Raw genomic sequence first — 26,561 nt, 5'->3', positions numbered from 1 at the left:
TTTTTGAGGCCGGCTGTGGAGGGGCGTATGCGCATTATACTATCATTGATCGTGGCGTTGGCACTTTGGGCTCCTGCCCAGGCCAAGGAGGTGTGCACGCTGGTGAGCGATGTGCAGACCGGCGCGATTGTCTTTGAGCGCGGCGATTGCACGACGCCAGTCACGCCTGCTTCGACGTTTAAAGTCCCTCTCGCGGTGATGGGGTTCGACGCGGGTTTTATCAAATCTCCAAAGGAGCCGGTTCTGGAGTTTTTCAAAGGCGATCCCGATTGGGGCGCCAATTGGCAAGAAAACACCAATCCGACCCAATGGATGATCAATTCAACGCTCTGGTATTCCCAGCGCATAGCCCGCTTTCTCGGCCCAGAGGTTCTCACCCGCTATGCCCGCAGCTTTGGCTATGGCAATGCCGATTTTTCTGGCGATGAGGGCGAGAACAATGGTCTCGACCGCGCTTGGGTGTCTTCCTCACTGCTCATCTCGCCGCGCGATCAGGCTCGCTTTCTGCTCGATCTGTTGAAGAACCAGCTTCCCGTGAGCGCGCAGGCACAGGCGAATGCCCGTGCGCTGGTGCAGCGCGGTGGCACCGTCAATGGCTGGGCTGTTTATGGCAAAACCGGCTCGGCCTATCCTCGTCGCGCCGACCAAAGCTTTGATTACGCGAAGGGCTGGGGCTGGTATGTTGGGTGGGCGCAAAAGGGACAGGAGACCTATGTTGTCGTGCGCCTCAACCAAGAGACACAAAGACGCTCCGGTAGCATCGGTGTGATCGCGCGGGACGCGCTTCTGGCGGACTTGCGCTTGATCTCCCCTTTTGAAGCGCCGTGACGGTAGAACGTCTGTGGTGGATTTGATTGGGTGTAGTCTATCGAACGAAGCCTTCGGCGTCGGCCGCTTTGTGTGAACGCCGGAACGGACTACATCAGGGTCAATGATTTTGCCGAAGGAGGCACGAAATGATCGACGCATCTGTCCAGACTAATGTTCGCTCCAAGCCGGTGCTTCCACTGACCACCACGCTTGGTCCTGTCCATATCGCCGTTACTGAACGCAACAAGGCCCTCGCCATCTGGCAGGATGTTGTTGGGCTCGATTTGATCTCGGAAGAGGGTAATCTGCTCACCCTCGGCGCGGGCGGGGTTCCACTGATTGTCCTTGAAACCGGGGCCAATCGCCCGGTCGTGCCACGCACAATCGGCCTTTATCACGTTGCGCTACATGTCGTGTCGCGCGCAGAACTGGCGCAGATGGCGGTTCGTGCGCTGCAGCGCAATGTCCGCATTTCGCCGACCGACCACCTTGTCTCGGAAGCCATTTATCTCTGGGATCTGGATGGGAATGGCATCGAGATTACGCTTGAAACACCATGGCGCGGCACGTTGAATGACCCCGATAAGGGCGAGTCCTATGCTGTCACCACCGATGGTAAGCTCCATTCTGGCCGCGACCCGATTGATCTCGATGGTCTTCTTGGCGAACTTGGCCTGAACCCTGTGCTTTTGCCACGCATGGCTGCGGGAACGCGCATCGGTCACGTCCATGTTCACGTCAATGATCTCAACAAGGCGATGGACTTCTATCGTGACGTCGTCGGCTTTGCCGGGTTCTTGCTGATCCACTCCTATGGGATGGGGGATGTTGGGCTCGACTACATGCCCCACAGTCTGGCGTTTAACGTCTGGGCTGGACCAAATGCACCGCTGCCCCCAGCGGGCGCTGCGGGTCTGAAATGGTTCACCATCCGTCTGCCGGATGCCGATAGCCTTGCCGCACTCAAGGCGCGCCTTGAAAAGGCAGGGGCTCCGGTTGCAGTGGTCGGAAATGATCTTGAGACCCAAGACCCCTTCGGCAACCGCATCCGTCTCGAACTCGTTGCTTAATGACCCGTTGGACCATCTTCGTTATGAAGGTGGTCCAATTTCATTGCCTAGGAGCGTTTTCATGCAGGATGCAAAAGCCGTACTCGATTTCTGGTTCGTCGAGCATGGGCCGAAAGATTGGTTTGGCGGCGATCCTGCCTTTGACGAAAAGCTAGCGGCGCGCTTCACAGAACTCCACGCCGAAGTGGCGCGCGGGGAAGCGTGGCACTGGCGCGAAACGCCTGAAGGCCGTTTGGCTGAGATTATTGTGCTCGACCAGTTCTCCCGCCAATTGCATCGCGGAAAGCCTGAGGCTTTTGCGCAGGACAAGATGGCACTGGCGCTCGCCCAAGAGGCCGTGTCCGCTGGCGCAGATGACGCGGTGGATCACGCTTGGGCGACGTTTTTCTATATGCCCCATATGCACGCAGAAAGCCTCGTCGTGCAGGATGAAGGCGTTCGCCTTTACGGACTTTACGGCGACGAAGGCACGCTCAACTTCATGAAAGAGCACCGCGATACGATCGCCAAATTCGGTCGCTTCCCCAAGCGCAACGCCGCATTGGGGCGCAAGAATACGCCTGAGGAAACGGCCTATATCGAGGCCGCTGGCGACCGCATGTTCTAAGAATGAAAAAGGGCACCCGAGGGTGCCCTTTTTATTAGTCGATTAGGCCTTTGGTGAGTTCTAGCGCCTGCCGCTCAAAGAGACGGCGATAGATGCCGCCGTCGAGGCGGATGAGGGAATTGTGGCTCCCTTCTTCAACGATCTCGCCCTTGTCGAAAACCAACAGACGATCGAGCGCGCGAACGGTGGAGAGACGGTGCGCGATCACCAAAGTGGTGCGCCCTTCCATGAGGCGCTCCATCGCCTCCTGGATCATCACTTCACTTTCACTGTCGAGGCTGGAGGTGGCCTCGTCGAGGATCAGTACGGGTGCATCAGCCAAGAATGCGCGTGCGATGGCAACGCGCTGACGCTCGCCGCCCGACAGTTTCACCCCGCGTTCGCCCACCATGGTCTCATAGCCCTTGGGCAGACGCATGATAAAGTCGTGCGCATTGGCCTGCTTGGCCGCTTCCATCACTTCGCTCAAGCTTGCGCCGGGGCGCGCATAAGAGATGTTTTCTGCCAGAGTGCGGTGGAAGAGGATCGGCTCTTGCTGAACGATAGCGAGTTGCGCACGGAGCGAAGCCTGCTGATGCTCGGCAATGTTCTGACCATCGATGGTCAAAGAACCACCGTTGACGTCATAAAGGCGCTGGATCAGCTTGACGAAAGTGGTCTTGCCCGAGCCCGAGTGCCCCACGAGGCCAACCCGTTCGCCCGGCTTAATCGACACCGAGAAATTGTCGTACAGCGGGGTTTGATGCGAGCCATATTGGAAGCGCACGTCGTTGAATGCGATCGCGCCTTCGGTGATCTTGATGGGCGTAGCGCCGGGCTTGTCATCAATGCCGAGCGGCTGGCTATAGAGATTGACCAGCTCTTCCATATCGTTGACCGACTTCTGCAGATTGCGGATGTGGTGGCCCACGTCGCGCAAATGGCCCGAGAGCAGGAAGAACATCGAGAGCACAAAGGCGATGTCGCCCGGGGTTGCTTCCCCTTGCGTCCACAGCCAGATGACAAGGCCCAGAATGGCGGTCTGCATCATCGCCATCATCAGGCCCTGCACACCACCATTGATGGTGCCGCGCTGCCATGTGCGACGGGTGCGGCTGTCCCACTTGCGAATAACGCCCAAGAGGCGGTTCTCTTCGCGGTGTTCTGCACCAAATGCTTTCACCACCGAATTGCAGCTGACCGCATCGGCAAGAGCGCCACCCATGCGGGTGTCCCAGGCATTGGCCAGCGTTGCCGCAGGGGCGACATAGCCGGTGGAGAGGGTCAGCGTGACGGTGATGTAGATAATCGAACCGACGCCAACGAGCAGGCCCATCACTGGCCACTGCAAGCCCAGAATGATGGTCGCGCCAACCAGCATGGTGAGCGAAGGGACGAGTGCCACGAGCAGAGTGTCGTTCATCAGATCGAGCGCCCACATGCCACGCGTGATCTTGCGGACAGTGGAGCCAGCAAAGCTGTTGGCGTGCCAATCGGTCGAGAAGCGCTGGACGCGATGGAAAGCGCTCGAGGCGATTTCGCCCATCATTTTGAGCGTCAGCTTGATGATGTTGAAAAACGTCAGCTGCCGCATGATGACGGAGAACAGATAAAGGCTGCTCATCGTCACGAAGGCCGTGATTGCGGCTGTGACCGCGTCATTGCCTTGACCGGCGACCGCATCCACGAGGCGCCCAGCAAAGATTGGGCTCATCGCTTCGGCCAAAGTGGCCAGCATGACGAGACCCATGATTGTAGCAATACGAACCGGTTGGCCTTTCCAATGCCGGAAGGTGAACCCCAGCACGTTTCTAAAAGCGTCCGCTCGGAAATCGAGTTTCTTGCGAGTCATTTGCGTCCACCGACCCCGCTCTCCGGCGTCGGTTCCTCAAAACGGAATTTTGAATGAGCAGTCGGGGACCGAAAGAGACGGGAGGCCAGAGGGCCAATCGGACTGCTGGGAAAATTGGGAAGAAGTGGGCATTAAACATGCCCGGCCGGGGCGTCTTAGCGGAAGCTAATTCCCGGAAGGGAGCGATACACAGATGAGTTCATCAGACGTCTCCCTTAAAAAGAATGAAGCGACACCGGGTTCTAGAACAACCCTGTGTCGCTGCCAAGTGGCTGAAATTTTCTGATCGGCTGGTGATGCAACCGTGTCACAATAAAGGTGAGTGGGGCGGGGCGCAGGTTAGCGTCAGGCCCTGCAGGCACAGAGCCGGCCCACCCCACTCTCATCGCCGTCCCCCCGAACAGCGAAGTTGAACTTTATTGAACTGGCAGCGAACCCGGTGCTGCCATGCCACGCGTCTGGTACTGCACATAGCCGATTACGCCGGCAAAAGTACCAAAAAATGCAAGAACACCAACGATTAAGACTGTCATGCTCATGGCTTTACTCCGTGGTTTAGATGTCCTTGGTTTGAACCTCCCGAGCCCTCGAAACTTTGATTTAAGTCAACAAATTTTCCGATTTCGAAGTGTGGCGTTGTTGGCGCGAGAGCAGTAGGCTCCCCCCAACGATTCAAAAGACGAAGGCACTCCCCGTGAGCAATTCTCCCATCGATCCGGTCAAGCTCGACAAGCTCGGCGAAGTCGCAATCAAAGTGGGTCTGCAGCTTGCTGAAGGGCAGGATCTGGTTATCACTGCACCGATGACGGCAGCGCCACTGGTGCGCCGCATCACCGAGCACGCCTATAAGGCCGGCGCCGGTTTGGTCACGACCATCTACTCCGATGAAGAAGCGACCTTGGCACGCTATCGCTATGGCAATGATGCCAGCTTTGATCACAGCGCTAGCTGGCTCTATTCGGGCATGGCCGAGGCTTACAAGAAGAATGCTGCGCGCCTCGCGATCTCGGGCGACAATCCGATGATGCTTGCCGGCCAAGACCCGGACAAGGTCTCGCGCGCTATGAGGGCCAATTCGGCGGCTTATAAGCCAGCGATGGAGCTGATCACCGGCTTTGACATCAACTGGAACATTGTTTCCTACCCAACGCCAGCCTGGGCCAAGCTCGTCTTCCCCAATGATAGCGAAGAAGAGGCAGTCGCAAAGCTCGCTGACGCCATCTTTAAGGCGAGCCGTGTGGATCAGGCTGATCCGATTGGCGCTTGGAAAGAGCACAACGCCAACCTCAAGCGTCGCTACACCTGGCTGAACGAAAAGAACTTCGCTTCGCTCAAATACACCGGTCCCGGCACCGACCTGACCATCGGTCTGGCTGATGGCCATAAGTGGAAGGGCGGCGCGTCGGAAGCCAAGAATGGCGTGACCTGCAACCCCAATATTCCGACCGAAGAAGTGTTCACCACCCCGCATAAGCTGCGTGCTGAAGGCTATGTCGCGGGCACTAAGCCGCTGAGCCACAATGGTGCGCTGATCGAAGAAATGCAGGCGCGCTTCGAAAACGGGCGTCTGGTGGAGTTCAAATCGGCCAAGAACGCCGATCTCTTCAACAAGGTTCTCGACACCGACGAAGGCGCGCGCCACCTCGGCGAAGTTGCGCTGGTGCCGCATTCCTCGCCGATCTCGGCTTCGGGCATTCTGTTCTTCAACACGCTCTACGACGAGAACGCCTCGTGCCACATCGCGCAGGGCCAGTGCTATGCCGATTGCTTCGTGGACGGAAAGAACCTGTCCAAGGACGAGATCGCGGCGCGCGGTGGCAATGCGTCCAACATCCACATCGACTGGATGATCGGTTCGGACCAGATCGACATTGACGGGGTCAATGCTGACGGGTCGAGCGAGCCGGTGATGCGCAAGGGTGAATGGGCGTTCTAATCAACGTCTAACCACAAAGGCCCTCTCAGGATCACCGGGAGGGCCTTTTTTTATTACTCGCCGTCGAGTTTTAAGAACTCATCGGCATTAAGAACGAGCTTGTTGTCGATCTTGCCGATCTCTTTGGTGTCTTTGCCGTCATAGTCCAAGCCGTGCAGCACGGTGCGGATAGCATTGAGGCGCAGACGGTTTTTGTCATTGGCGCGAATGATCGTCCAAGGCGCGTGTTTGCTATCAGTGCGCCGGAGCATTTCGTCGCGGGCAGCAGAATATTCATCCCACTTGTCCAGCGCCTTCAAATCGACCGGCGATAGCTTCCATTGCTTGAGCGGATCATGGCGGCGATCATGGAAGCGTTTGAGCTGCATTTCCCGGCCAATGCTCAGCCAGAGCTTGAAAATTTTGATGCCGTCATTGGTCAGGCGCTTCTCGAATTCGGGCGCCTCATCCAGAAAATGTTCGGTCTGTTTTGGAGTACAAAACCCCATCACCGGCTCGACAACAGCGCGGTTGTACCAAGAGCGATCAAAAAGAACCATCTCTCCGGCCGCCGGAAACCAGTCGATGTAACGTTGAAAGTACCATTGGGTGGCTTCACGGTCGCTCGGCTTAGGAAGAGCAGCAGCTATGTTGTAGCGACGATTGAGGTTCTCAATGAACCGCTCGATCGTGCCTCCCTTGCCGGCTGCGTCCCGACCCTCAAAAATAATAATTGTTCTCGTCTTGGCCTTGCTCATAAACGCCTGATGCAGGACAAGTTGTTTCTGCAGAGCATACATCTGCTCTGTGTATTCTTCGTCGCTTAGCTTATCTTGATAAGGAAAGCTGCCAGACGAGAATGCTGCTTTCTTTATGCTGCGCGGGAGTTCTGGATTGTTGATATCAAAGCCGTCGAGATCATCGCTCATCGTGCTGTCGCTCCATTGTCAAATAGAGCGTGATAGAAAGCTCGGTCCCACGCAAGAGGTGGGTATGCAAACGTGAGTCCCCGGCCCAACATGTACGACCAACAAGCAGAAGACGCGCCTGCCATCCAAGCTATCGCAGCGAGGTTGGTGACCTATGGCCCCCTGCTGATCGCCGCAACTTTCGTCACCGCCATTTTTGCGATGCTGGGCGGATTGCGCCTAGATCTGGCGATGGTCGGTATTGGGCTCCTGCTGCTCTTTGTGGTCTTCCTGCCTGTGCGCACGCTGACCGTGACCAAGACCGTTGAGGTCCCCGTCGCGGCCCCACACAAGCCCGTCGGCAGCATGGCCTCGGTGGTCAATGCCCTGGCGGACCCGGCGCTGACGATTGATCGCCGTGGGACTGTTATTCTGCGCAATGACGCGGTGGGACGGCAGTACCCAGGAATGCAGCCCGGCAAGGTCTTGACCTTGGGCTTGCGCAACCCGGAATTGATCGCGGCCATCGATGGTGCGCTCAAGACCGGCGAGACGCGCAGCTTCGAGCTGCACGAGACCGTCCCTTCGGAAACATGGGATCGTGTTGTCGTCGCGCCCTTGCAGATCGCCAATGTAAACTGGTTTGCTGATGAAGAGCGCCAGTTGCTCATCACCTTCCAGAGCCTGACAGAGCTCAAGCGCGTGGATGCGATGCGCTCAGATTTCATCGCCAATGCCAGCCATGAATTGCGCACGCCCTTGGCGTCGCTCGTCGGGTTCATCGATACCTTGCTCGGCCCTGCAGCCAATGACAGTGTGGCGAGAGAAAAATTCCTCGGCATCATGCGTGCGCAAGCGGATCGAATGAGCCGACTGATCGATGATATGCTGTCGCTATCGCGTATCGAAATGCATCAGCATGTTTTGCCCACCGGGTCTGTCGATCTCTCTGGGCTTTTGCGTGAAGTGCGCGAGGGGCTGCAAGGGATTGCCGACGCGGCTGAGGTGGAGGTGCGACTGAGCCTGCCACAAGATGCGGCGGTAACAACTGGCGACCGTGGGCAGCTCTATGAGGTGTTTGAGAACCTTATCGATAATGCCATCAAATACGGCGCGTCCGGCAAATATGTCGATGTGACGCTGACGACGGTCAATCGTTTGGGTGCGCGCTATTTGGTGTCGGTGGTCGACCGTGGTGTTGGCGTTGAGCCAGAACAGGTGCCACGGATGACGGAACGCTTCTATCGTATCGATGCTGAAGCGAGCCGTAAGAAGAAGGGCACTGGCTTGGGTCTTGCCATCGTCAAGCATATCGTCCAGCGCCATCGCGGTCAGATTGCCATCCGCTCGCGCGCGGCAGAAGGCGAAGGCCTGCGGGTGGAAATCTACTTGCCCTAAGCAAACGACCAAGACGAACAAGAAAGGCGCCTCGTGCGCCTTTTTTATTGTCTGTATGGGCCATTGGAGGAGGCGAACGCGACCGGTACCTCTGCCGCGACACGCCGCTCGAGAATTCAAGGCAAAGAAAAAGGGCGCTCGGAGCGCCCTGTATCTTTAATCTTGTGGGATTAGCGCTTGCGCTTTTCCAGCTGGTGATAGGCACGACGCGAGTGGAACTCGCAGTATGGGCCGGTTTCCAGGCTGTGCTGACCACAGAAGTAGAAATCCTTAGTCAGCGGATCGCCGATCGGCCACTTGCAGGTATGTTCATTAAGCTGCAGGAGGCTGAGGCGCTTATCTTCTGGGATGAAGAGTTCGGCGGCTGCAGGAGCGGTGTACAGTTCCGCTTCCATCTGAGGCTCAATGGCCAGTGCAGTCGCACCCATAACTTGTGGGCGCGGCATTGGTGCTGCTGGGCGTGGCTTGGGAGCCATAGTGCTGATCGGGGTTGCTGCTGGAGCGGCCACGCGGCGAGGAGCCGCTGGACGAGCCGCTGCCGGACGGGCGCGGGGAGCAGTGTTGGTTGGCTTAGCGCGAGCCGAAAGCTTGAGGCGATGGACCTTGCCGATCACGGCATTGCGCGTAACGCCTTCACCGAGTTCTCCGGCAATCTGGCTGGCACTCAGGCCGTCCATCCAAAGCTTTTTCAGCAGTTCGACGCGATCGTCAGTCCAGCCAACGGCCTGTGCTCCTGATGCTACTGTCAAAACAGAATCCTTCATTGAGCTGCCAATACGGCATTAGCAGCCAGTTCGACTCTAGGGCTCGTATGCTTGCCGGGTCCGCCACACGAGATATCGTGCTCCCGATGTCTCAGATACTACGACATGGGCTGAATCAGGATCAAGAGTTGGGCGGGATTTTCCCCGTTTATTCAGTGGTTAAAAAATCGCTAACATTCGTTGAGTCAAATCAGACACTTGCACTGCAAACATTGACTTTACGGACAAATCTCGCCTAATTCGCATCCCTATTTAGTTTCCGGGGTCCGTGCGTTTTTGCCGTTTGTGGCAGGTTTGCCACGGTGCTCCAGCAACACCTCCAAAATCTGAGGATAATCGCCATGTCTGCGCTATACGGTACCTATGCCCGGTCTGAACTCGCCTTTGAGCGGGGCGAAGGCATGCGACTGTACGATCAGAACGGCCGCGAATATCTCGACTTCCATTCCGGCATTGCCGTGAACGTGCTCGGCCATAATGACCCGCATCTGGTTGGTGCGCTTAAGTCTGCGGCTGAAAAGATCTGGCACACCTCCAACGTCTTCTCCATTCCGGAGCAGGAACGCCTTGGTCAGCGTCTCGTCGACATGACTTTTGCCGACCGCGTCTTCTTTACCAACTCGGGTGCGGAAGCGCTGGAATGCGCCATTAAGACCGCGCGGCACTATCAGTTCTCGAACGGCCACCCAGAACGCTATGAGGTCATCGCCTTCACTGGCGCGTTCCATGGTCGGACGCTGGGCACAATCGCTGCTGGCGGCAACCCATCCTATATCGAAGGCTTTGGCCCGGCGGCTCCAGGCTTTGTCCATACCGCCCCCGGCGATCTCGATGCTGTGCGCGCACTCGTGGGCCCTGCAACGGCTGCTATTCTTATCGAGCCTGTGCAGGGCGAAGGCGGCGTAACAGCCATGACTTCAGAGTTCCTGCAGGGGCTGCGTCAAATCTGTGACGAAAACGGCCTGATGCTGATCTTTGACGAGGTCCAGTGTGGCTTTGGCCGTACAGGTCGCTTCTTTGCGCATGAATGGGCTGGCATTTCGCCAGACATCGTGGCGGTCGCTAAGGCAATCGGTGGCGGTTTCCCACTGGGCGCATGTTTGGCAACCGAGAAGGCTGCGGCTTCGATGGTTCCGGGCACGCACGGCTCGACCTATGGTGGCAATCCACTGGCCTGTGCCATTGGTAACGCTGTTTTGGATCGCGTCACCGCTCCGGGCTTTATGGAAAATGTTGCGCAGATGGGCCAGCGCCTCGCTTGGCACTTGCAGCAGTTGGCTCAGAAATACCCAGAGTATGTTCTGGAACTGCGCGGCAAGGGCCTGCTTGCTGGCATCAAGATTACCCCGCCTGTCCGTGACTTCGTGGCGCGTCTGCGTGACGACCATCAGATGCTGACCATTGGTGCGGGTGACAATGTTTTGCGCTTGTTGCCGCCATTGATCCTCACCGAAGAGGATATTGTGGAAGCTATCGGTAAGCTCAGCGCGGCATTTGATGCCATTGAAGCAGAGAATGCTGCCAACGTAGCATCTGGGTCATGAATTATCTGACTTTCTATCATTTTGGGCGACGGCGAGGACGCTGACAAGCATCTGTTAGCTGCCATGACCTATCATGGCAGCGCTTCGCTCACGTACGCCTATAAGTGATATAAAGGACTCCGGCCTCATGACGACCGGCACCCAGAACCATTTTCTCTCGATCGATGATTTCGAATACTCCGAGCTGCGCAGCATGCTCGATCAGGCGCATGCTCTGAAGGCACGCATGAAGGATGGCGACCGTCCGCAATTGCTCAAGGACAAAGTCCTGGCAATGATCTTTGAGCGCCAGTCGACCCGTACGCGCGTCAGTTTTGACGTTGGCATGCGCCAGCTTGGCGGCGAAACGCTCATGCTGTCCGGCCAGGAAATGCAGCTTTCGCGTGAAGAAACCTTGGCCGACACGGCACGCGTGATGAGCCGCTATGTCGACGCGATCATGATCCGCATCCTCTCCCATGCTGATCTGCTCGAACTCGCCGAAAATGCTACCGTTCCGGTGATCAACGGTCTGACGCGTCGCGCGCATCCATGCCAGATCATGGCTGATTTGATGACCTTTGAAGAACATCGCGGCGATATTAGCGGCGCGAAAGTGGCGTGGGTTGGTGACAGCAATAACGTCCTTCACTCGTGGGTGAACGCAGCCGAAGTGTTCGGGTGCGAGTTGACCATTGCCGTTCCGGATGAATACAGCCCGGAAAAGGACCTGATGCACGACATTAAGCGTGCTGGGAGCAAGGTGCGCTTGATCGAAGATCCGCGCGAAGCTGTTGAAGGCGCAGACCTGATCATCACCGACACTTGGGTGTCGATGGGCGATACCGATGCTGCCGAGCGTCGCCGGGTCTTGAAACCTTACCAGGTGAACACCAATCTAATGTCACTGGCGAATAAAGACGCCTTGTTCATGCACTGTCTCCCGGCTCACCGCGGCGATGAAGTTACCGATGAGGTAATCGATGGCCCGCAGTCGGTGGTGTTTGATGAGGCCGAAAACCGTCTCCATGCTCAGAAGGCAGTGCTCTGCTGGGCATTCGGTGTGACGACCAACTAATCTGACGCAAGTCTGAAAAGCCAATTATTGTCCCCCGCGCGGTGCGGGCTTATCGCGATGTTTCGCGAGGGCTCAGCAGTGTGCGGGGCGATTGTTTCAAGGGCCGTCGGGACGAAAATCCTAAAAGTCCTAGCCTTAGGAAAGACCAAGATCATGACGAACGACCCCAAGCAGAACGAGAACCTTCTGGCCGCCATGGGCCTGGATCGCCCTGAAACTGGCGATGATGCTGTTGTGCCGTTCACACTGGAAAATCTGGATACGCGCGGCCGTGCCGTGCGTTTGGGCGAGGCGATCGATATGATCTTGTCGCGCCATAACTATCCGCTGCCAGTGGCGCGCCTTCTCGGCGAAGCGGTGGTTTTGTCTGCCCTCATCGGCTCGTCTTTGAAGTTTGAGGGTCGCTTTATTTTGCAGACCCAAACCGATGGTCCAGTCAATCTGATCGTCGTCGACTTTGATGCGCCTGATGGCATGCGTGGCTATGCGCGCTTTGACCAAGAGATGCTGGTGAAGGCGGCGGAAGAAGGCAGGACCAGCGCCGCTGAGTTGTTGGGCAAGGGTCATTTGGCGATGACCATTGATCAGGGCCAGCACACCGAGCGCTATCAGGGCATTGTTGCCCTCGACGGCAGCTCGCTCGAGGAGGTGGCGCACACCTATTTCATGCAGTCCGAACAGATCCCGACCCGCGTTCGTTTGGCGGTTTCCCAGATCACCACTAAGGGCGATGTGCGCACGCGTTGGCGCGCTGGCGGCATGCTGATCCAGCACCTTCCCGAGCATGGCCTTGGCGTCAAGGATCTGCCGGGCGACGGCGCATTCGACGAAGTTGAAATCGAACGCGAAGCCGGTGATGGCTGGAATGAAGCGCAGGTTATGCTCAAGAGCGTCAGCGATCTGGAGCTGACCGATCCTGACGTATCGCCAGAACGTTTGCTGTTCCGTCTCTATCACGAGACCGGCGTGCGTGTATTTCCGGCGATGCCACTGGTTGAGCGCTGCTCATGCTCGGTGGAGCGGATCGAGGATATGTTGACGACTTCGTTTACCAACGAAGATCGTGAGGAAATGGCGGTCGACGGCGAGATCGAAGTTGTTTGCGAGTTCTGCTCGACGGCCTATCGATTTAACCCTCACCAATTTCAGAACTAAATAAATTTACGGCGTACACAATATTACATCTGTCGTGTACGCCGTGATACTCTTGCAAAGCGCTAAAAATACTGACTAAGTGGGTGTGTGTTCAACGGCGGGGGCTGCCGTAGATGACTAAACACGTCTTGGTATCTATAGACGATCTAAAACAGAAAGAGACACTTGAAGAGCTTTCTCTTTCTGTTTCTCAGGCGATAGAACGATTTGAACTGACCAGCTTCATGTTTGCAGGAGTGCCTGCACCCGGACATGATTTTCAGCCGTATGTTTTGATCAGCAACTGGCCCGAGACATGGCTGAGCCGATATGTGTCGGAACGCTATGTTCATATCGATCCTGTGGTCCAACACTGTTTCTCGACAAACCTGCCCTTTGATTGGCGCGAGGCCCCGCTAGACCGTTCGCCTGAGAGCGGACAGGTTCTCTATGATTTCAAGGTGCATGGCATCGCCTATGGCTATTGTGTTCCTATCCAATTGGCCAGTGGTGTGCAGGGCTTTGCCAGCTTTGGCGGGCCGAAGGATAGCGTCGATAGCGCCGGGCAAATCCAGCTGCATCTTTTAGCGCTTCATGTTTACGCGCAAATCCGCAAGCTAAATGTGTCACGGCACCAACTGCCCAAGCGTCGGGCTATCACCCAGCGGGAAGCCGAAGTGCTCAAATGGGCGGCCTTAGGGAAAACAGCGGCGGAAATTGCTGATATTACTGCGCTTTCGGTGCGCACGGTGAACCAGCATTGCGAGAATGCGCAGCGGCGCTTGGGGACGCATAACCGCATTCACACTGTGGTCGAGGCGATACGCCACAAGCTCATTACACTTTAGTCTACTATTTTTGTTGCATTTTGGGAGTTCTCCCAATACCCCAGCGGACGCAACGTGATTTACTGAGACCTTCGCGGAGACGGGGGCGTTTTCAGTGGATAGTCACGTTCTAGCCCGAACCACACGCGGCACCTGTCGGACCTCAAGTGCGCAGTACTGCCTTGAAGTTTGGCACCAGAATAACGACTACGGACTAGAGGCGCGCTCACTCGGCGCCGACCAGATAGAAATTACAGCGTGGGGCAGCGATGCCCATGCGCATAACGCGAATTCCGTTGGGATCGCTGAGGGCTGCTTGTTGGGCCCGGGCGAGACCAGCACACAGAACTTGCTGCAGACTGGTTTTTACGGTCTGGCTTTGGGAGCAATCCTGATGCGAACCTCGCTTGGGGCCGATTGGGCGCGATTTATCGTGTTTCTGAATCGATGCGAGGGGCTGTATCGCCTGACCGAGTCTGCAGTCCTTTTATTCTTCCCCTTTTGGCGCCGCCGTATAGGACGTGCGCGAAGGGAGACGCAGGGCGAGAGTGGGCTGAGGCACCGCATGCGGTGCTTTTTGTCTGCATCGCCCCTCATGCGCAGCTCGAGGCTTTCTCGCAGCCGGTGCTCCTCTCTCTACATAGCTAGAGTGTGAACGAGCGCCATGAGTGCAGCACTTGAGCTCATGGCTGCGCTGATCGGAACCAAGCAAACGCATTACACACCCAAAGCGGCGCTTGAGGCGGCTCTGATGACAGAGGTCGACCCGATGCATTGGTGCGCGGTCTATCTCGATATTGCGCCAGCGGAAATCATGAGCCGCGCTGCGCAATGGGCTGGGTTAGCCTTCTTTGATGTTGTGCCGCGTGTCGCCCATGTCGTTCACGACCAGCCGCGCGTAGAGATGTTCGCGAACCTGCGCATGGTGCGGTTCACCATGCTCGACAGGGAGATTGGGGTCGCAGCCCCGGACTTTTTCGCCTTTCTTCATCTGGCCCGGGTGGCGGAGGCCGACCCGGGCATAAGGGGGCAACTGCTTATCGTCCCCAGTGCAGCCCTAAGGGATGCGCTTGTGGGGATGCATGAAGAGCACTTGCTTGATGACGCGCGGCAAAGGCTGACGCGGAAGTGGCCATACGCGGCAGCGCAGCTCGATCTCACCCGCAAAATCCGCGAAGGCGTTGTGATCACGGTCACAATTCTGGTGTTGGCACTGACTATTGGGCCCTGCCGGTCTGGCTGTGGTTGATCATCCTGCCCAGTTGCATTCGGCTCGCAGCGATTTTTACGCCGATCCCTCATGGCGTTACGGCTGAACCCATATTGGGGCCGGATGACTTGCCGATCTATACGGTGATGGTGCCGCTGCGAGACGAGGCAGGCATGGTGGATCAGCTGTGCGCAAATCTGCTACGGCTCGATTACCCGCGCGAGAAACTGCAGATCATGTTTCTCGTTGAAAGTCGCTCTCCCGAGACGGTCGATGCGGTGCGCAAATATCTCGGCGATGCGCGGTTTTCGCTGATTGTCGTGCCAGACGCAGCGCCGCGCACAAAGCCTAAGGCCTTGGATTTCGGATTGCCGTTTTGCACCGGCGAATATGTGGTGGTCTATGATGCCGAGGATCGCCCCGATCCTGACCAATTGCGTCGAGTCGTGGCCCAGTTTCGGCGGCAAACGGACGTTGTGTGCATTCAGGCCCGGCTGGTTATCAGCAATGGCAATGGACGGTTTTTGCCGAGCCTGTTTGCGGGGGATTATGCCGGACTATTTGCCGTGCTTCTGCCCGCATTTGCCAAGTGGAATATGGTGATGCCCTTAGGGGGCACATCGAATCATTTCCGCATGAATGTGCTGCGCGAGATTGGCGGGTGGGACCCCTATAATGTCACCGAGGACGCCGATCTGGGCGTGCGTTTGGCACGGCGAGGCCTGCTCACAGCAACCAGCAATAGCCGCACATTTGAGGATGCACCAACCAGTTTCAGGCCGTGGCTGGGACAGCGTACGCGTTGGCTCAAAGGCTGGATACAGACCTTTGTTGTGCACAATCGACGACCCAACTTGCTCCTGCGCGACTTGGGGCTGGTACGCATGCTGATCTTTGAAGCCGTGTTGCTCGGCATGCTGATTTCGCCGCTACTGCATCTCACTTTCGTGCTGGTGGTCTTCGCGCTGGTGATTTCAGGACAGGGTGCAGCGCCGCTAGGGGAAGGGTGGTTTTTCGCGTGTGTTGTCGTCTTGGTGCTGGGGCAGGCCGTGGCCGTCGGCACCAATATTTTGGGGCTCTGGCGGACTGGCCAAATGCAGCTCATGCTGCCGCAACTGCTTTTACCGTTCTATTGGCTGCTGGTTGGGCTCGCGACGATCTTCGCTTTTCTGGAGTTCGCTCAAAAACCATTTCACTGGTTTAAAACACCGCATTTGGCGAGCAAGCGCAGAGCGAAGCGCTCGCGTTAGGAGGAGGGGCCAGTCTATGTCCGGCCCCCCCCCACCCATGTTTAATCCAAAGCGACCTGACGGGTTTCGCTGTCGATCAGGGAGCCGGCGAACGCGGCCAGCAACAGCAGCGCGGCGAACAGTCCGATGGCAACGCCAAAGCCTTGCGCAATGACGAGCGCGACCGCAGAGGGTGCCAAGAGCCCGCCGAGGCGGGCCATAGCGCCAGCTGCGCCCATGCCGGTTGCGCGTGAGGCTGTCGGGTAAAGCTCGGGGGTGAAGGCGTAAAGCGCACCCCATGTTCCCAAGAGGGCAAAGCTCATGAGCAAAATGGACGCGCCAATAAGCCAAGCTTCTCCGGCAACGACAAACAGCAGGCAGCCAAATGCGGAGAGCAGCAGGAAGCTGATCAGCGTTGGTTTGCGGCCATGCGCTTCAACGCCCCATGCGGCCAGTGCGTAGCCAGGAATTTGCGCCAAGGCGACGAGAACAAGGAAGCCATAGCCGCGCACATAGCCAAAGCCTTCTTCAGCAAGGCGCGCTGGCATCCACGTAAAGACGCCGTAATAGGAGACTGAGACCAAGAACCAGCAGACGAGGATCATGACGGTGCGGCGGCGGAACTCGGGAGAGAGAAGCCCCGGTGCCTTGATCTGGGGCGGAAGATGAAGCTGCTCCTCGGCTGCCATGGCGGGTTTCCTATTGGCGATAAGGACTTGGTTCAGAACTGTTTTCGCGCTCTCGCGATCGCCACTGTTCAGCAAATACATCGGCGAATCCGGAAGCCAGAACCGCAAGCCCAGCCCAACAAGGGCGGGAAGAGCGGTGACAGCGAAAATCCAGCGCCAAGCGTCTTGTGGGAAATAAATGCTGGTGATCCAGGCGGCGAGGGCAACGACGACAGTGCCGACCGCCCAAAAGCCTTCGAGCATGACAAGCCAACGCCCACGATTTTTAGCCGGCAGGAACTCGGCCATCATTGCGTAGTCGACCGGTAGCGTGCCGCCGACGGCGATGCCGGTGAGAAAGCGCAGGCCCAGCAAGATCGCAAAGTTCGGTGCGAAAACGGACAAGAGCCCGAAGATCGCGTCGCACGCGACGGTGATGATGAGGATGCGGCGGCGGCCATAGCGGTCCGCAAGCTTACCAAAGACCGCAGCACCAATCAGCATGCCGAGGAAGAACAGCGTGCCGGTTTGCAGGGCTTCTGGAACGGATAGTCCGAAGGTGGCCGCGATGGAGGCAGCGGTGAAGCCCACGGCCATCACTTGCATGGCATCTGCGGCCCAGACGAGCCCGAAAATGCCCAAAAGCTTACGTTGGAAAGGCCCGGTACCAGCCCGGCTCAAAATGTCTTCGACAGTGCGTTCCATGGTGGACCTTCCAAGCGTGCAGATGGGCCTATTGAACAGCTACTCGGCGATAGACAAGCGTGGAAACACAAAATCCGTCCAGTTCTGTCCCCAGTCGGCTGAGGCACGTTCAGCCGAGAGGAAATAGAATTCCAATCGCCCGATCCATGCAGCAAATCAGAAAAGCATTCCGAGAGTTTTTTATCATTTTCGTGACGCTCGGAGCGCTTTTGGGTCGCAGAGTCTTGGTGCCCGTCGTTCCGTCTTGAGTCTAACCAATGATCAATTGTTGCAACGGCAGATGTTTATGCCGATTGATCTGCGCGGTTGGAAAATCTTTCGAATGCTTGAGCGCTAGAGGCGGGAATAGAGATTGATCCCGCGGTCGGTCGCACTGGGCGTTACTCTATGATCTGCCGGTGGGTGGGCGCGCTGACCGCAATCCATACGCGGACAAATTCTGCATCCGGTGCCGACGGGGACCGCCTTGCTCTCATCATGCAGATCCATGCCGTCGGCATAAACCATTTCCTTGGCGTGATGGATTGAGCAACCAAGACCAATGGAGAGATAGCTGCGCGGCGCATTATAGCGGAACCCGCCTTTGGCGACGGACCGCGCAATGCAGAAATAGCGCGCTCCGTCGGGCATTTTGCTGATCTGAACATTGATCCGGTCAGGAGCGAGGAAGGCCGCGTAAATGTTCCAGCGCGGGCAGGCGCCAGAGTGGCGTGGAATGTGGATGCCCGAAAGCGAGAAGCGCTTCGAGATATTGCCTGCAATGTCAGTGCGGACAAGATGAAGCGGTATGCCGCTTGCGCCACGGCGCTGCAGGCTGGTCATGCGCTGACACACCTGCTCGAAGCTAGCGGAAAACCGGCGGGCGATCCGGTCCACGTCGTAGCGATACATTTTGCAGGCGGCTAGAAAAGGTTCGTACGGCATGATGAGCGCCGCAGCGAAATAGGCCGCGAGGACGTTACGCGCCAGGGTGGGGGCGTCGCCTTCCGGCAAGTTCGCGCGGGCGATAATGCTTTCGATTTCCGGCGCTGCAATGTCTTCGGCCAAGTGGTGGGCTGTCAGAAACAGCGATGTTTCAGCGGGAAGGAGGTCGGATAGGAACAGTGTCCGGCCGTCAAAACGGCGCGCCAACCCCGAGGGGAGCGAGGAGAGGCGCGTCTCCCGGCCCATAACGTTAAAGAGATAGGCCTTCAATCCGGCGGCGAAATCGTCGTCCATCGCATCAATATCAGCGCGAACGCGCTCAGCAGCATCCTCCAGATATGGGAAGTGATTGGCGGCCTCTTGGAGGAAATCTGAGATGGCCTCAGTTGCGGCATGGAAGGGAATGCCCTCCGCTTGCGGCATGGGGGAGGGATGCTGCCTGAGATCGCGGAAGCGGTCGTAGAGCTGCAGCATGGCTCGCGCGGCCGCGGGGTTGGATTGGGCGAAGTCGCGGATTTCGAGATTGGTGACATCGCTATCAGCGAAAAACTCGTCGCCAAAGGCCTCCATTAGATCCCCGACCAAGCGGCCCTCGTCATTGTCCACCAGCTCGCCGGGCTCAACGCCAAGGTGCCCAGCAATCGAGAACAACAGAGGGACGGTAATCTTACGGCGATTGTGCTCGATGAGGTTGAGATAGCTTGAGGAGATGCCCAGCGTGTCGGCCAGATCGCTCTGGCTAATTTTCTTGCTGCGCCGGAGGCGTTTTATGCGAGCGCCGACTTGTTGGCCTATATCCATATTCTGCTCCTCGATTTACAGAATTTACAAAACAGACGCCCGGATTTGACAAGGTTTTACAGCTTAACAGCGCTGAATTGCTATATTTCTTGCATACTGATCGATGTTGTCAAATATTTACATCAACACGAGGAGAGATAAATGCAGCCGCAGCAAAATGACCGCGATGAGTATGTCACCATCTTCGCTAACAGTGCCGCTGATGCCATGGCCCAATATTGGGCGCGGGGAATGGACCGGCAGGGATATCTCATCGCCGGACGGATAGGCCCTCACGAGATCCGCTCGTCGGATGGGTGTGAGGTGTTCTCAACCCAGGGCCTCGTCGCCGCCACTTTTAGCCGGCGCGTCGCCAGCTAACGCCAACCACACCCAACATTTGAAACCGGCCAGACCGTTGCTTGCGCAACGCTCGCCCCGTCACGTCTTGAGGAGGACAAACCATGCTCGATAAGCCCCATAAGCCCGAACAATTCCCAGCCCCAGATTATGCGCCAAACCGGTGGGATAATATTGCGCGCAGCTACACTCGTGCCGATGTTGCGCGATTGTCTGGCTCGCTGCCGATCCGGCATACGCTGGCAGAAAATGGGGCCAAGCGCCTTTGGGAACTGCTGCAGAAGGAAGATTATGTACCAACCCTGGGCACGTTCACCGGCAATCAGGCGGTGCAGCAGGTGAAGGCGGGGATCAAAGCGATCTACCTATCGGGCTGGCAGGTCGCGGCTGACGCCAATTCGTCGGGCAATATGTATCCGGATCAGAGCCTTTATCCCGTCGATAGCGTTCCGGGCGTCGTGCGCCGTATCAATAAGGCTTTGCAGCGCGCTGATCAGATCCAGACCATGGAGCAATCTGACGGCATCTCGACCACCGATTTGGATTTCTTCGTGCCGATCATTGCCGACGCGGAAGCTGGGTTTGGCGGCCCGCTCAACGTTTTCGAACTGATGAAGGCGATGATCGAGGCGGGTGCTGCGGCGGTTCACTTTGAGGATCAACTGGCCTCCGAAAAGAAGTGCGGGCATTTGGGAGGCAAAGTTTTGGTGCCGACCAGCCAATTCATTCGCACCCTCAACGCGGCGCGCCTCGCGGCTGACGTGATGGATGTGCCCACGCTCATCATGGCTCGTACGGACGCGGAAGCGGCGCGCCTGATCACATCCAACATCGATGACTATGACGCGCCATTCGTGACCGATGAGCGGACCGCAGAAGGCTTCTATGTGCTGAAGGGCGGCATCGACGCGGCGATTGCACGGGGTATCGCTTATGCGCCTTATGCAGATCTGATCTGGTGCGAAACTTCAACGCCGAGCCTTGATGAGGCCCGCAAGTTTGCTGAGGCTGTGCGCAAGGTGCACCCCAACCAGATGCTGGCCTATAATTGTTCGCCGAGCTTTAACTGGGCCAAGCACATGGGTGAGAGCGCTATGGCAAGCTTCCAGCGCGAGATCGCGGCGATGGGGTATAAGTATCAGTTCATTACTCTGGCCGGTTTCCACAACCTCAGCCTGACGACGTTCAATCTCACACGGGACTATTTGGCCCACGGCATGGCGGGATACTCGCGCTTGCAGCAGGCCGAATTTGCCGCCGAGAAGCATGGGTTTTCCGCTGTGCGGCATCAGCGCGAAGTGGGCACGGGTTATTTTGACGCCGTTTCCATGGCGGTGAGCGGCGGCAAGAGCGCAACCACGGCCATGTCCGCCTCCACAGAGACTGCGCAGTTCCATTAAGGTTGCGAGTTCAAGAGCGCATATCCAAACGCACGGCGGCGACGCTGTGCGTTTTTGTTTGGTCATGCTGTTGGGGAGTTTGGAGCGGGTGAAGGGAATCGAACCCTCGTATTCAGCTTGGGAAGCTGCTGCTCTACCATTGAGCTACACCCGCATAACGGCACTAAATGCGGGAAAACGTGGGCCTCGTCAAGGCACGGATACAGACGATTAACTGAGTTCGTTGCTATTGCTCCCAAATGCATGTGGCATGAAGTATCCCGCACTTGCCCATGCGTTTTTAAGAGTGCAAGAACCCTAACACTGCTTCATGTCCGGCTAACTGCTGCGCACAAACCCTGCGTGGTTTCAGTCTCTTGTGTGTTTCTCGCACAAAGATACCAGTTTGCTTCGAATTGAGCTCCGATTTGTAATGGCGCATGCCTCGCTGCACTGTCTGCGAAGCGTCTGCCACTAGCCAAGGCCGGTCATATGGCAATTGTGGACTTCTTCTTCCAACAGCATGAGCCCGGACTGATCGTCCTTGCGGCCGTGGTGTGCCTGATTTCGGCCTATACCTGTATGGGGCTGCTCCGGCATGCCAAGCGTGCGGCCGATAAAAAGCGTCCGATTTGGATCGCTATCGCTGCGCTCACCGTGGGCTTCGGCATTTGGACCACCCATTTCGTCGCCATGGTCGCGTTCAAGCCGGGCTTTGAGATCGTCTATGACATTGCGCTGACGCTGATCTCGCTGCTGATTGCGATCGTTGTGTGCGGGGCGGGAATCTACGTCACGACGCGTGGCAATACGCGTTGGGATCACGCTCTCGGCGGTGCTGTCGTGGGCTTGGCCATATCCGTCATGCACTACACCGGCATCAGTGCTTCCTTGATGGAAGGAAGCCTGCTCTGGGATCACCAACTGGTCGGATTGTCGATATTGGCGGGCCTCGTGCTGAGCGCGGTGGCGTTTGTGGTGGCAAGTTCGGGGGGCAGTCTATCGGTTCCGCTTGGGGCGATTGTGCTGACGTTGGCCATTTGCGCCGTGCATTTCACGGGCATGGCTGCGGCTGACTTTTCGCTCTGCGGGCCGGTCGAAGGCGCCGGCGAGCTTGATGGCTTTATGCTCTCGCTCATCATTGCCTTGATCTCGGCAGTGTTGGTCGGCGTGGCGGTTGCTAGCATGGTTTTGGAAAACGCTCATTTTCGACGCGTAGCGCGTGAGAATGAGAGGGAGCAGAGGGACGCTAACCGCATCGGCGAAGTGTCTAAGACGCTGCACTTGGCCATGACGAATATGGCGCAAGGTCTGGGGTTTTTTGACGCGAATGGCGCCTTGCAGCTCTACAATGAGCGGCTCAAGGAAATGCTGATGATCGACCCGCGCTACGATTTGACGGGGGCCGATCTGCGTGAGTTGTGCCGCCTGTCCTTGGTGAGCAATAACGAGCCTGAAGAAAATATTGAGGCCCGGGTCCAGACGTTCCACGCTGAGCATAGCAGATTGGTCAAAGAAGGTGGCCAGATCGAACACCAGCTTGGGGCGGGCCGTGTGCTGCGGGTTTCTCATAGCCCGGTTGGAGATGGATCTTGGGTCAGCACCATTGACGATGTGACCGAGCGCTATAATTCCGAGCGGGCGATAGCACATATGGCTCGCCATGACGTGTTAACGGGCTTGCCCAATCGAAGCCGTTTCGACGAGCAGTTCGAAACCATGATGGCGACGGCCGACGAGAAGAAAACCAAGCTTGCCGTCGTTGCCATCGATCTCGACCGCTTCAAGGAGGTCAACGATATTCATGGCCATGCCGCGGGCGACATGGTGCTCAAGCAACTGGCCAAGAGGCTGAACGACGTGCTCCGCGACGGAGAAGTGGTCGCCAGAATTGGTGGCGATGAATTCTCGGCCCTCAAACTCTTTAGCACGATGGAAGGGCTGCGCGAGTTCCTTGGACGTCTGGACGGGGCATTGCATACGCGCATTGAGGCGGACGATCTCAACCTGAGCACGGGCGCGAGTATTGGTGTCGCTATCTACCCCGTTGACGGTGAGGATCGCTCAAAACTGCTGAGCAATGCCGACCTTGCCATGTATCGTGCCAAGGGCGAGTTCGATCACCGCATTTGCTATTATGAGCGCGAGATGGATGAGCTGGCGCGCGAGCGCCGCGAGATGGGGCGCGACATCTGGACGGCGCTGGAATCCAACGCCTTCTACCTCGCCTATCAGGTGCAAAAGTCGGTGCTGACGGGCGAAATAACCGGCTATGAAGTTCTGCTGCGTTGGGTTCGTCCCGGCCATGGGCAGGTGGCTCCGGCCGATTTCATTCCCGTTGCCGAGGAATGTGGGGCGATCAATGGGATCGGGGCCTGGGTGCTGCGCGCTGCCTGCGCCGATGCTGCCGCTTGGCCGCAGCCGCACAAAATTGCCGTCAATATTTCAGCCATTCAGTTGGGCAGTTTTGATCTCATCGATACGGTCAAGCAAGCCTTGGACGACACCGGCCTAGATCCCAAACGGTTGGAGTTGGAGGTGACCGAAACGGCAATTATCGCCGACAAGTCTCGCGCCCTTCATATCCTGACAGCGATCCGCGCTATGGGCGTTTCGATTGCAATTGATGATTTTGGGACCGGCTATTCGTCCTTGGATACGCTGCGCTCGTTCCCGTTCGATAAGATCAAACTCGATCGGTCATTCATGAATGAGGTCGAGCAGAACGAGCAGTCCAAGGCCATCGTGCGAGCTATTCTCGCCCTCGGTCGCAGCCTTTCCGTGCCTGTTTTGGCCGAAGGCGTGGAGACCCCGGCGCAGCTCGAGGTGCTGCGCCTGGAAGGCTGCAATGAAGCGCAAGGCTTCTTCCTTGGCCGCCCCGGTTTTATCGCCTGGGAAGACGAAGTCGGAGCGGCAGCTCAATAATCAGACTTCCGGATAGGGCCGGAAGTGCTTTGAAAGCTTGAGGGTCTGGGCTTGGTAATTCGAGCCCAGATCGCGGCCATATAGGCGCTCCGGCTTTTCGGCCAGTTCTTCATAAATCAACCGGCCAATGATTTGGCCGTGGTTGAGAAGGAATGGCACTTCGCGGCTACGGACTTCCAGAACAGCGCGGCTGCCTGTGCCACCCGCAATGGAATTGCCAAAGCCGGGATCAAAAAAGCCTGCGTAGTGGACGCGGAACTCGCCAACGAGCGGGTCAAACGGCACCATTTCGGCAGCGTGCGTGGGCGGCACATGCACCGCCTCGTGACTGACGAGGATGTAGAACTCTTCAGGATCGAGAATGAGCTCGTCGCGCTGGCGCGAATACAGCGGCTCCCAGAAATCGAGCACGTCGAGCGCGCCCTTTTTATCCACGTCGATCACCGCGGTGTGACGCTTGGAGCGGAAGCCGATCAGCCCGTTTCGGCCTTCGCCCAGCAGGTCAATGGATAGCGCCACACCGTCGCCAACTGGCAATTGCTCGTCGATCACCAAAGTGTGCTCGGCGTGGAGTTTGCGGTGCTGTTCCACGTTGAGGCGGCTGTCGCCACAGCGGAACCGCATTTGGCTCAAGCGCGAGCCACTGCGGACCAATACCGGGAAGGTGCGCGGACTGATTTCGAGGTAAAGCGGGCCTGTATATCCAGCGGGCACCTGATCAAAGCCTTGCGCATAATTGGCGATGACGCGCGTGAAGATATCGAGCCGACCGGTCGAGCTTTTCGGATTGGCCGAGGCGCTGACGGTGTCAGGCAAATCAAGCGTTTCATCGAGAGGCACGAGATAGACGCAGCCGCGCTCCAGCACTGCGCCTTCGCTCAAGTCGATCTGGTGAAGTTTTAGCGCTTCGATACGCTCGGCCACAGTGTGCAGCGGGCCCGGCAAAAAGCTTGATCGCACGCGATAGGCTGTTTTGCCTAAGCGCAGATCGAGACTGGCGGGCTGAACCTGATCGGCGTCAAATGGGCTCGAAACACTAATCGCACCTTCGGCGTGCAGCTTTTCGATCAGTCGGGCCGGAAAGACCCCGGTGGGCCAAGGTTCGCTCATTCGCACGCTCATTTTGTTTTCTGTGTTCTCCTAGCAAACCCGAGGAATTGACGCCACAGCGCTGATGCCGTTTAATCTCCGCTGTGGTGATTTGGCCGGTCGCTTGCAGCCACATGAAACAAATCGCTAAGGACCGTTTGGGATCCGGCCGCCCTATGCGAGCCGGTTTTTCTGTTTAAAGGCGCTGAAATGTCTAGAGACCACAATCCCCTCCTCGATCCAAGCAAGCAGTCGGCAGCGACGCGGCTGGTCCATGGTGGCGGTAAGCGCACAGATTTCAATGAAACCAGTGAAGCGCTGTTTCTGAACTCCGGCTATTCCTACCCCAACTCCCAGCACGCCGAAGATTTGTTCCTCAACAAATTCCCGGGCCATAATTACTCGCGTTTCGCTAACCCTACCGTCGACATGTTCCAAGAGCGCATGGCGCTGTTGGAAGGCGCAGAGGCGGGTCGTGCTTTTGCGTCGGGCATGGCCGCTGTAACCAATGCGGTGATGAGCCAGGTGCGCGCTGGCGATCATATCGTTGCCGCGCAAGCTCTTTTTGGTGGTTGCCGTTTCGTTGTTGAAGATTACGCCCCACGTTTTGGCGTGGAATCGACGCTGGTCGATGGTCGCGATCCGGAAAACTTTGCGCGTGCAATGCGCCCGAACACCAAGGTGGTGTTTATCGAAACGCCAACAAATCCAACTTTGGAACTGGTTGATATCAAGGCTATCGCTGAAATCGCTCACGCGCGTGGCGCTAAGCTGATTGTGGACAATGTGTTCGCCACAGCGCTTTACCAGAACCCGCTGACCCTAGGCGCTGATCTTGTCACCTATTCGGCGACCAAGCACATCGATGGGCAGGGCCGCGTTCTGGGTGGCATCGTGTTGGGCAGCAAGGAAATCATTGAAGGCGACGTACACACCTTCCTGCGTCAGACCGGCGCGACGCTGAGCGCGTTCAACGCTTGGGTTATGCTCAAGGGTCTTGAAACCTATGCGTTGCGCGTCGAACGCATGACTGACAGTGCGGAAAAGATTGCGGCAGCGCTTGCAGACCATCCTAAGGTCAATCGTGTGATCTATCCGCATCACCCAAGCCACCCGCAATATGAGCTGGGTAAGAGCCAGATGAAGCGCGGCTCCTCGCTTCTGGCTATCGACGTCAAGAACGGTCAGGACGGCGCATTTGCCTTCTGCGATAGTCTCGCTGTTGCGCTGATTTCCAACAATCTGGGCGACGCCAAATCGCTCATTACCCACCCGCGCACGACCACCCATGCGCGGCTGACCGAAGAGGTTCGCCTCTCGACCGGCGTGACGCCGGGTCTGGTGCGGTTGTCGGTTGGCCTTGAAGATCCTGATGATCTGATTGCCGACCTTATGTATGGCCTCGACCAGGTTTAAGTGATCATGGC

Annotated in this window: 22 protein-coding genes, 1 tRNA gene and 1 riboswitch; of the genes, 15 read left to right on the top strand and 8 right to left on the bottom strand. The window is 57.3% G+C overall.

What is annotated here, in order from left to right; all coding sequences use genetic code 11:
• The first annotated feature begins 27 nt into the window (after positions 1-27).
• From JHL21_RS15795 to JHL21_RS15785, 3 genes are all read left to right on the top strand, one after another.
• Positions 28-828: a class D beta-lactamase gene (locus JHL21_RS15795; protein WP_200214547.1), complete on the top strand. Its 801-nt coding sequence runs from the start codon at positions 28-30 to the stop codon at positions 826-828.
• A gap of 128 nt (positions 829-956) precedes the next feature.
• Positions 957-1,880, top strand: coding sequence for a VOC family protein (locus tag JHL21_RS15790; protein WP_200214545.1), 924 nt, complete (start codon positions 957-959; stop codon positions 1,878-1,880).
• Positions 1,881-1,941: 61 nt separating this feature from the next.
• Positions 1,942-2,487, top strand: coding sequence for a DUF924 family protein (locus tag JHL21_RS15785; RefSeq protein WP_169196192.1), 546 nt, complete (start codon positions 1,942-1,944; stop codon positions 2,485-2,487).
• Between the two features lie 34 nt (positions 2,488-2,521).
• On the opposite strand, the gene JHL21_RS15780 is transcribed toward JHL21_RS15785, so the two are convergent.
• Together JHL21_RS15780 and JHL21_RS17925 are read right to left on the bottom strand one after the other, a co-directional pair.
• On the bottom strand, positions 2,522-4,318 hold the full coding sequence (locus JHL21_RS15780; protein ID WP_200214543.1) for an ABC transporter ATP-binding protein: 1,797 nt from the start codon (positions 4,316-4,318) through the stop codon (positions 2,522-2,524).
• 416 nt (positions 4,319-4,734) lie between these two features.
• Positions 4,735-4,857, bottom strand: coding sequence for a hypothetical protein (locus JHL21_RS17925; protein ID WP_282567611.1), 123 nt, complete (start codon positions 4,855-4,857; stop codon positions 4,735-4,737).
• A gap of 155 nt (positions 4,858-5,012) precedes the next feature.
• Between JHL21_RS17925 and JHL21_RS15775 the strand changes: the two genes are divergently transcribed.
• Positions 5,013-6,254: an aminopeptidase gene (locus JHL21_RS15775; protein ID WP_200214541.1), complete on the top strand. Its 1,242-nt coding sequence runs from the start codon at positions 5,013-5,015 to the stop codon at positions 6,252-6,254.
• Positions 6,255-6,307: 53 nt separating this feature from the next.
• Here JHL21_RS15775 and ppk2 read toward each other — a convergent pair whose 3' ends face one another.
• Positions 6,308-7,162: a polyphosphate kinase 2 gene (ppk2, locus tag JHL21_RS15770; protein WP_200214539.1), complete on the bottom strand. Its 855-nt coding sequence runs from the start codon at positions 7,160-7,162 to the stop codon at positions 6,308-6,310.
• Between the two features lie 90 nt (positions 7,163-7,252).
• Between ppk2 and JHL21_RS15765 the strand changes: the two genes are divergently transcribed.
• Entirely contained in the window at positions 7,253-8,539 is a 1,287-nt protein-coding gene (locus JHL21_RS15765; RefSeq protein WP_200214537.1) for a cell wall metabolism sensor histidine kinase WalK, read from the top strand.
• 170 nt (positions 8,540-8,709) lie between these two features.
• Here JHL21_RS15765 and JHL21_RS15760 read toward each other — a convergent pair whose 3' ends face one another.
• Positions 8,710-9,288: a GcrA family cell cycle regulator gene (locus JHL21_RS15760; protein ID WP_302052414.1), complete on the bottom strand. Its 579-nt coding sequence runs from the start codon at positions 9,286-9,288 to the stop codon at positions 8,710-8,712.
• Positions 9,289-9,635: 347 nt separating this feature from the next.
• Here JHL21_RS15760 and JHL21_RS15755 point away from each other — a divergent pair, with 347 nt between their 5' ends.
• The 6 genes from JHL21_RS15755 (at position 9,636) to JHL21_RS15730 (ending at position 16,325) form a co-directional block, all read left to right on the top strand.
• Complete coding sequence (locus tag JHL21_RS15755) at positions 9,636-10,847, top strand: aspartate aminotransferase family protein (RefSeq protein WP_169196228.1); 1,212 nt, start codon at positions 9,636-9,638, stop codon at positions 10,845-10,847.
• Positions 10,848-10,974: 127 nt separating this feature from the next.
• Positions 10,975-11,904 carry an ornithine carbamoyltransferase gene (gene argF / locus JHL21_RS15750; protein ID WP_199532552.1) on the top strand — a complete coding sequence of 310 codons (930 nt, stop codon included), beginning with the start codon at positions 10,975-10,977 and terminating at the stop codon, positions 11,902-11,904.
• Between the two features lie 195 nt (positions 11,905-12,099).
• On the top strand, positions 12,100-13,059 hold the full coding sequence (locus JHL21_RS15745) for an Hsp33 family molecular chaperone (RefSeq protein ID WP_199532589.1): 960 nt from the start codon (positions 12,100-12,102) through the stop codon (positions 13,057-13,059).
• 113 nt (positions 13,060-13,172) lie between these two features.
• Positions 13,173-13,886: a LuxR family transcriptional regulator gene (locus JHL21_RS15740; RefSeq protein ID WP_200214533.1), complete on the top strand. Its 714-nt coding sequence runs from the start codon at positions 13,173-13,175 to the stop codon at positions 13,884-13,886.
• 643 nt (positions 13,887-14,529) lie between these two features.
• A complete protein-coding gene (locus JHL21_RS15735) occupies positions 14,530-15,114 on the top strand; it encodes a hypothetical protein (RefSeq protein ID WP_200214531.1) in 585 nt (194 codons plus the stop codon).
• A gap of 89 nt (positions 15,115-15,203) precedes the next feature.
• Entirely contained in the window at positions 15,204-16,325 is a 1,122-nt protein-coding gene (locus tag JHL21_RS15730) for a glycosyltransferase family 2 protein (RefSeq protein ID WP_210338931.1), read from the top strand.
• A gap of 41 nt (positions 16,326-16,366) precedes the next feature.
• Here JHL21_RS15730 and JHL21_RS15725 read toward each other — a convergent pair whose 3' ends face one another.
• A complete protein-coding gene (locus JHL21_RS15725; protein ID WP_200214528.1) occupies positions 16,367-17,677 on the bottom strand; it encodes an MFS transporter in 1,311 nt (436 codons plus the stop codon).
• Between the two features lie 333 nt (positions 17,678-18,010).
• Entirely contained in the window at positions 18,011-19,402 is a 1,392-nt protein-coding gene (locus JHL21_RS15720; RefSeq protein WP_200214526.1) for a short-chain fatty acyl-CoA regulator family protein, read from the bottom strand.
• Positions 19,403-19,543: 141 nt separating this feature from the next.
• Here JHL21_RS15720 and JHL21_RS15715 point away from each other — a divergent pair, with 141 nt between their 5' ends.
• Positions 19,544-19,762, top strand: a complete 219-nt coding sequence (locus JHL21_RS15715) for a hypothetical protein (RefSeq protein ID WP_182394777.1) — start codon at positions 19,544-19,546, stop codon at positions 19,760-19,762.
• 83 nt (positions 19,763-19,845) lie between these two features.
• On the top strand, positions 19,846-21,141 hold the full coding sequence (gene aceA / locus JHL21_RS15710; protein ID WP_200214524.1) for an isocitrate lyase: 1,296 nt from the start codon (positions 19,846-19,848) through the stop codon (positions 21,139-21,141).
• 80 nt (positions 21,142-21,221) lie between these two features.
• On the opposite strand, the gene JHL21_RS15705 is transcribed toward aceA, so the two are convergent.
• Positions 21,222-21,295: transfer RNA gene (locus JHL21_RS15705), tRNA-Gly, on the bottom strand.
• A gap of 317 nt (positions 21,296-21,612) precedes the next feature.
• On the opposite strand from JHL21_RS15705, the gene JHL21_RS15700 reads away from it, so the two are divergent.
• On the top strand, positions 21,613-24,045 hold the full coding sequence (locus tag JHL21_RS15700) for an EAL domain-containing protein (protein WP_200214523.1): 2,433 nt from the start codon (positions 21,613-21,615) through the stop codon (positions 24,043-24,045).
• Here JHL21_RS15700 and JHL21_RS15695 read toward each other — a convergent pair whose 3' ends face one another.
• Positions 24,046-25,155: a 2'-deoxycytidine 5'-triphosphate deaminase gene (locus JHL21_RS15695; protein ID WP_200214521.1), complete on the bottom strand. Its 1,110-nt coding sequence runs from the start codon at positions 25,153-25,155 to the stop codon at positions 24,046-24,048.
• 73 nt (positions 25,156-25,228) lie between these two features.
• A riboswitch (SAM riboswitch) is annotated at positions 25,229-25,303 on the top strand.
• A 41-nt stretch (positions 25,304-25,344) separates the two neighbouring features.
• On the opposite strand from JHL21_RS15695, the gene metZ reads away from it, so the two are divergent.
• The gene (gene metZ / locus JHL21_RS15690; protein WP_200214520.1) at positions 25,345-26,550 is read left to right on the top strand and encodes an O-succinylhomoserine sulfhydrylase; all 1,206 of its coding nucleotides are present in this window, start codon (positions 25,345-25,347) and stop codon (positions 26,548-26,550) included.
• The last annotated feature ends 11 nt before the right edge of the window (positions 26,551-26,561 follow it).

It is taken from the genome of Devosia sp. WQ 349K1 (assembly GCF_016595685.1).
GTDB lineage: Bacteria > Pseudomonadota > Alphaproteobacteria > Rhizobiales > Devosiaceae > Devosia.
The sequence above is the reverse complement of the archived record's forward strand: the minus strand, read 5'-3'. Positions and strand labels throughout refer to the sequence as shown.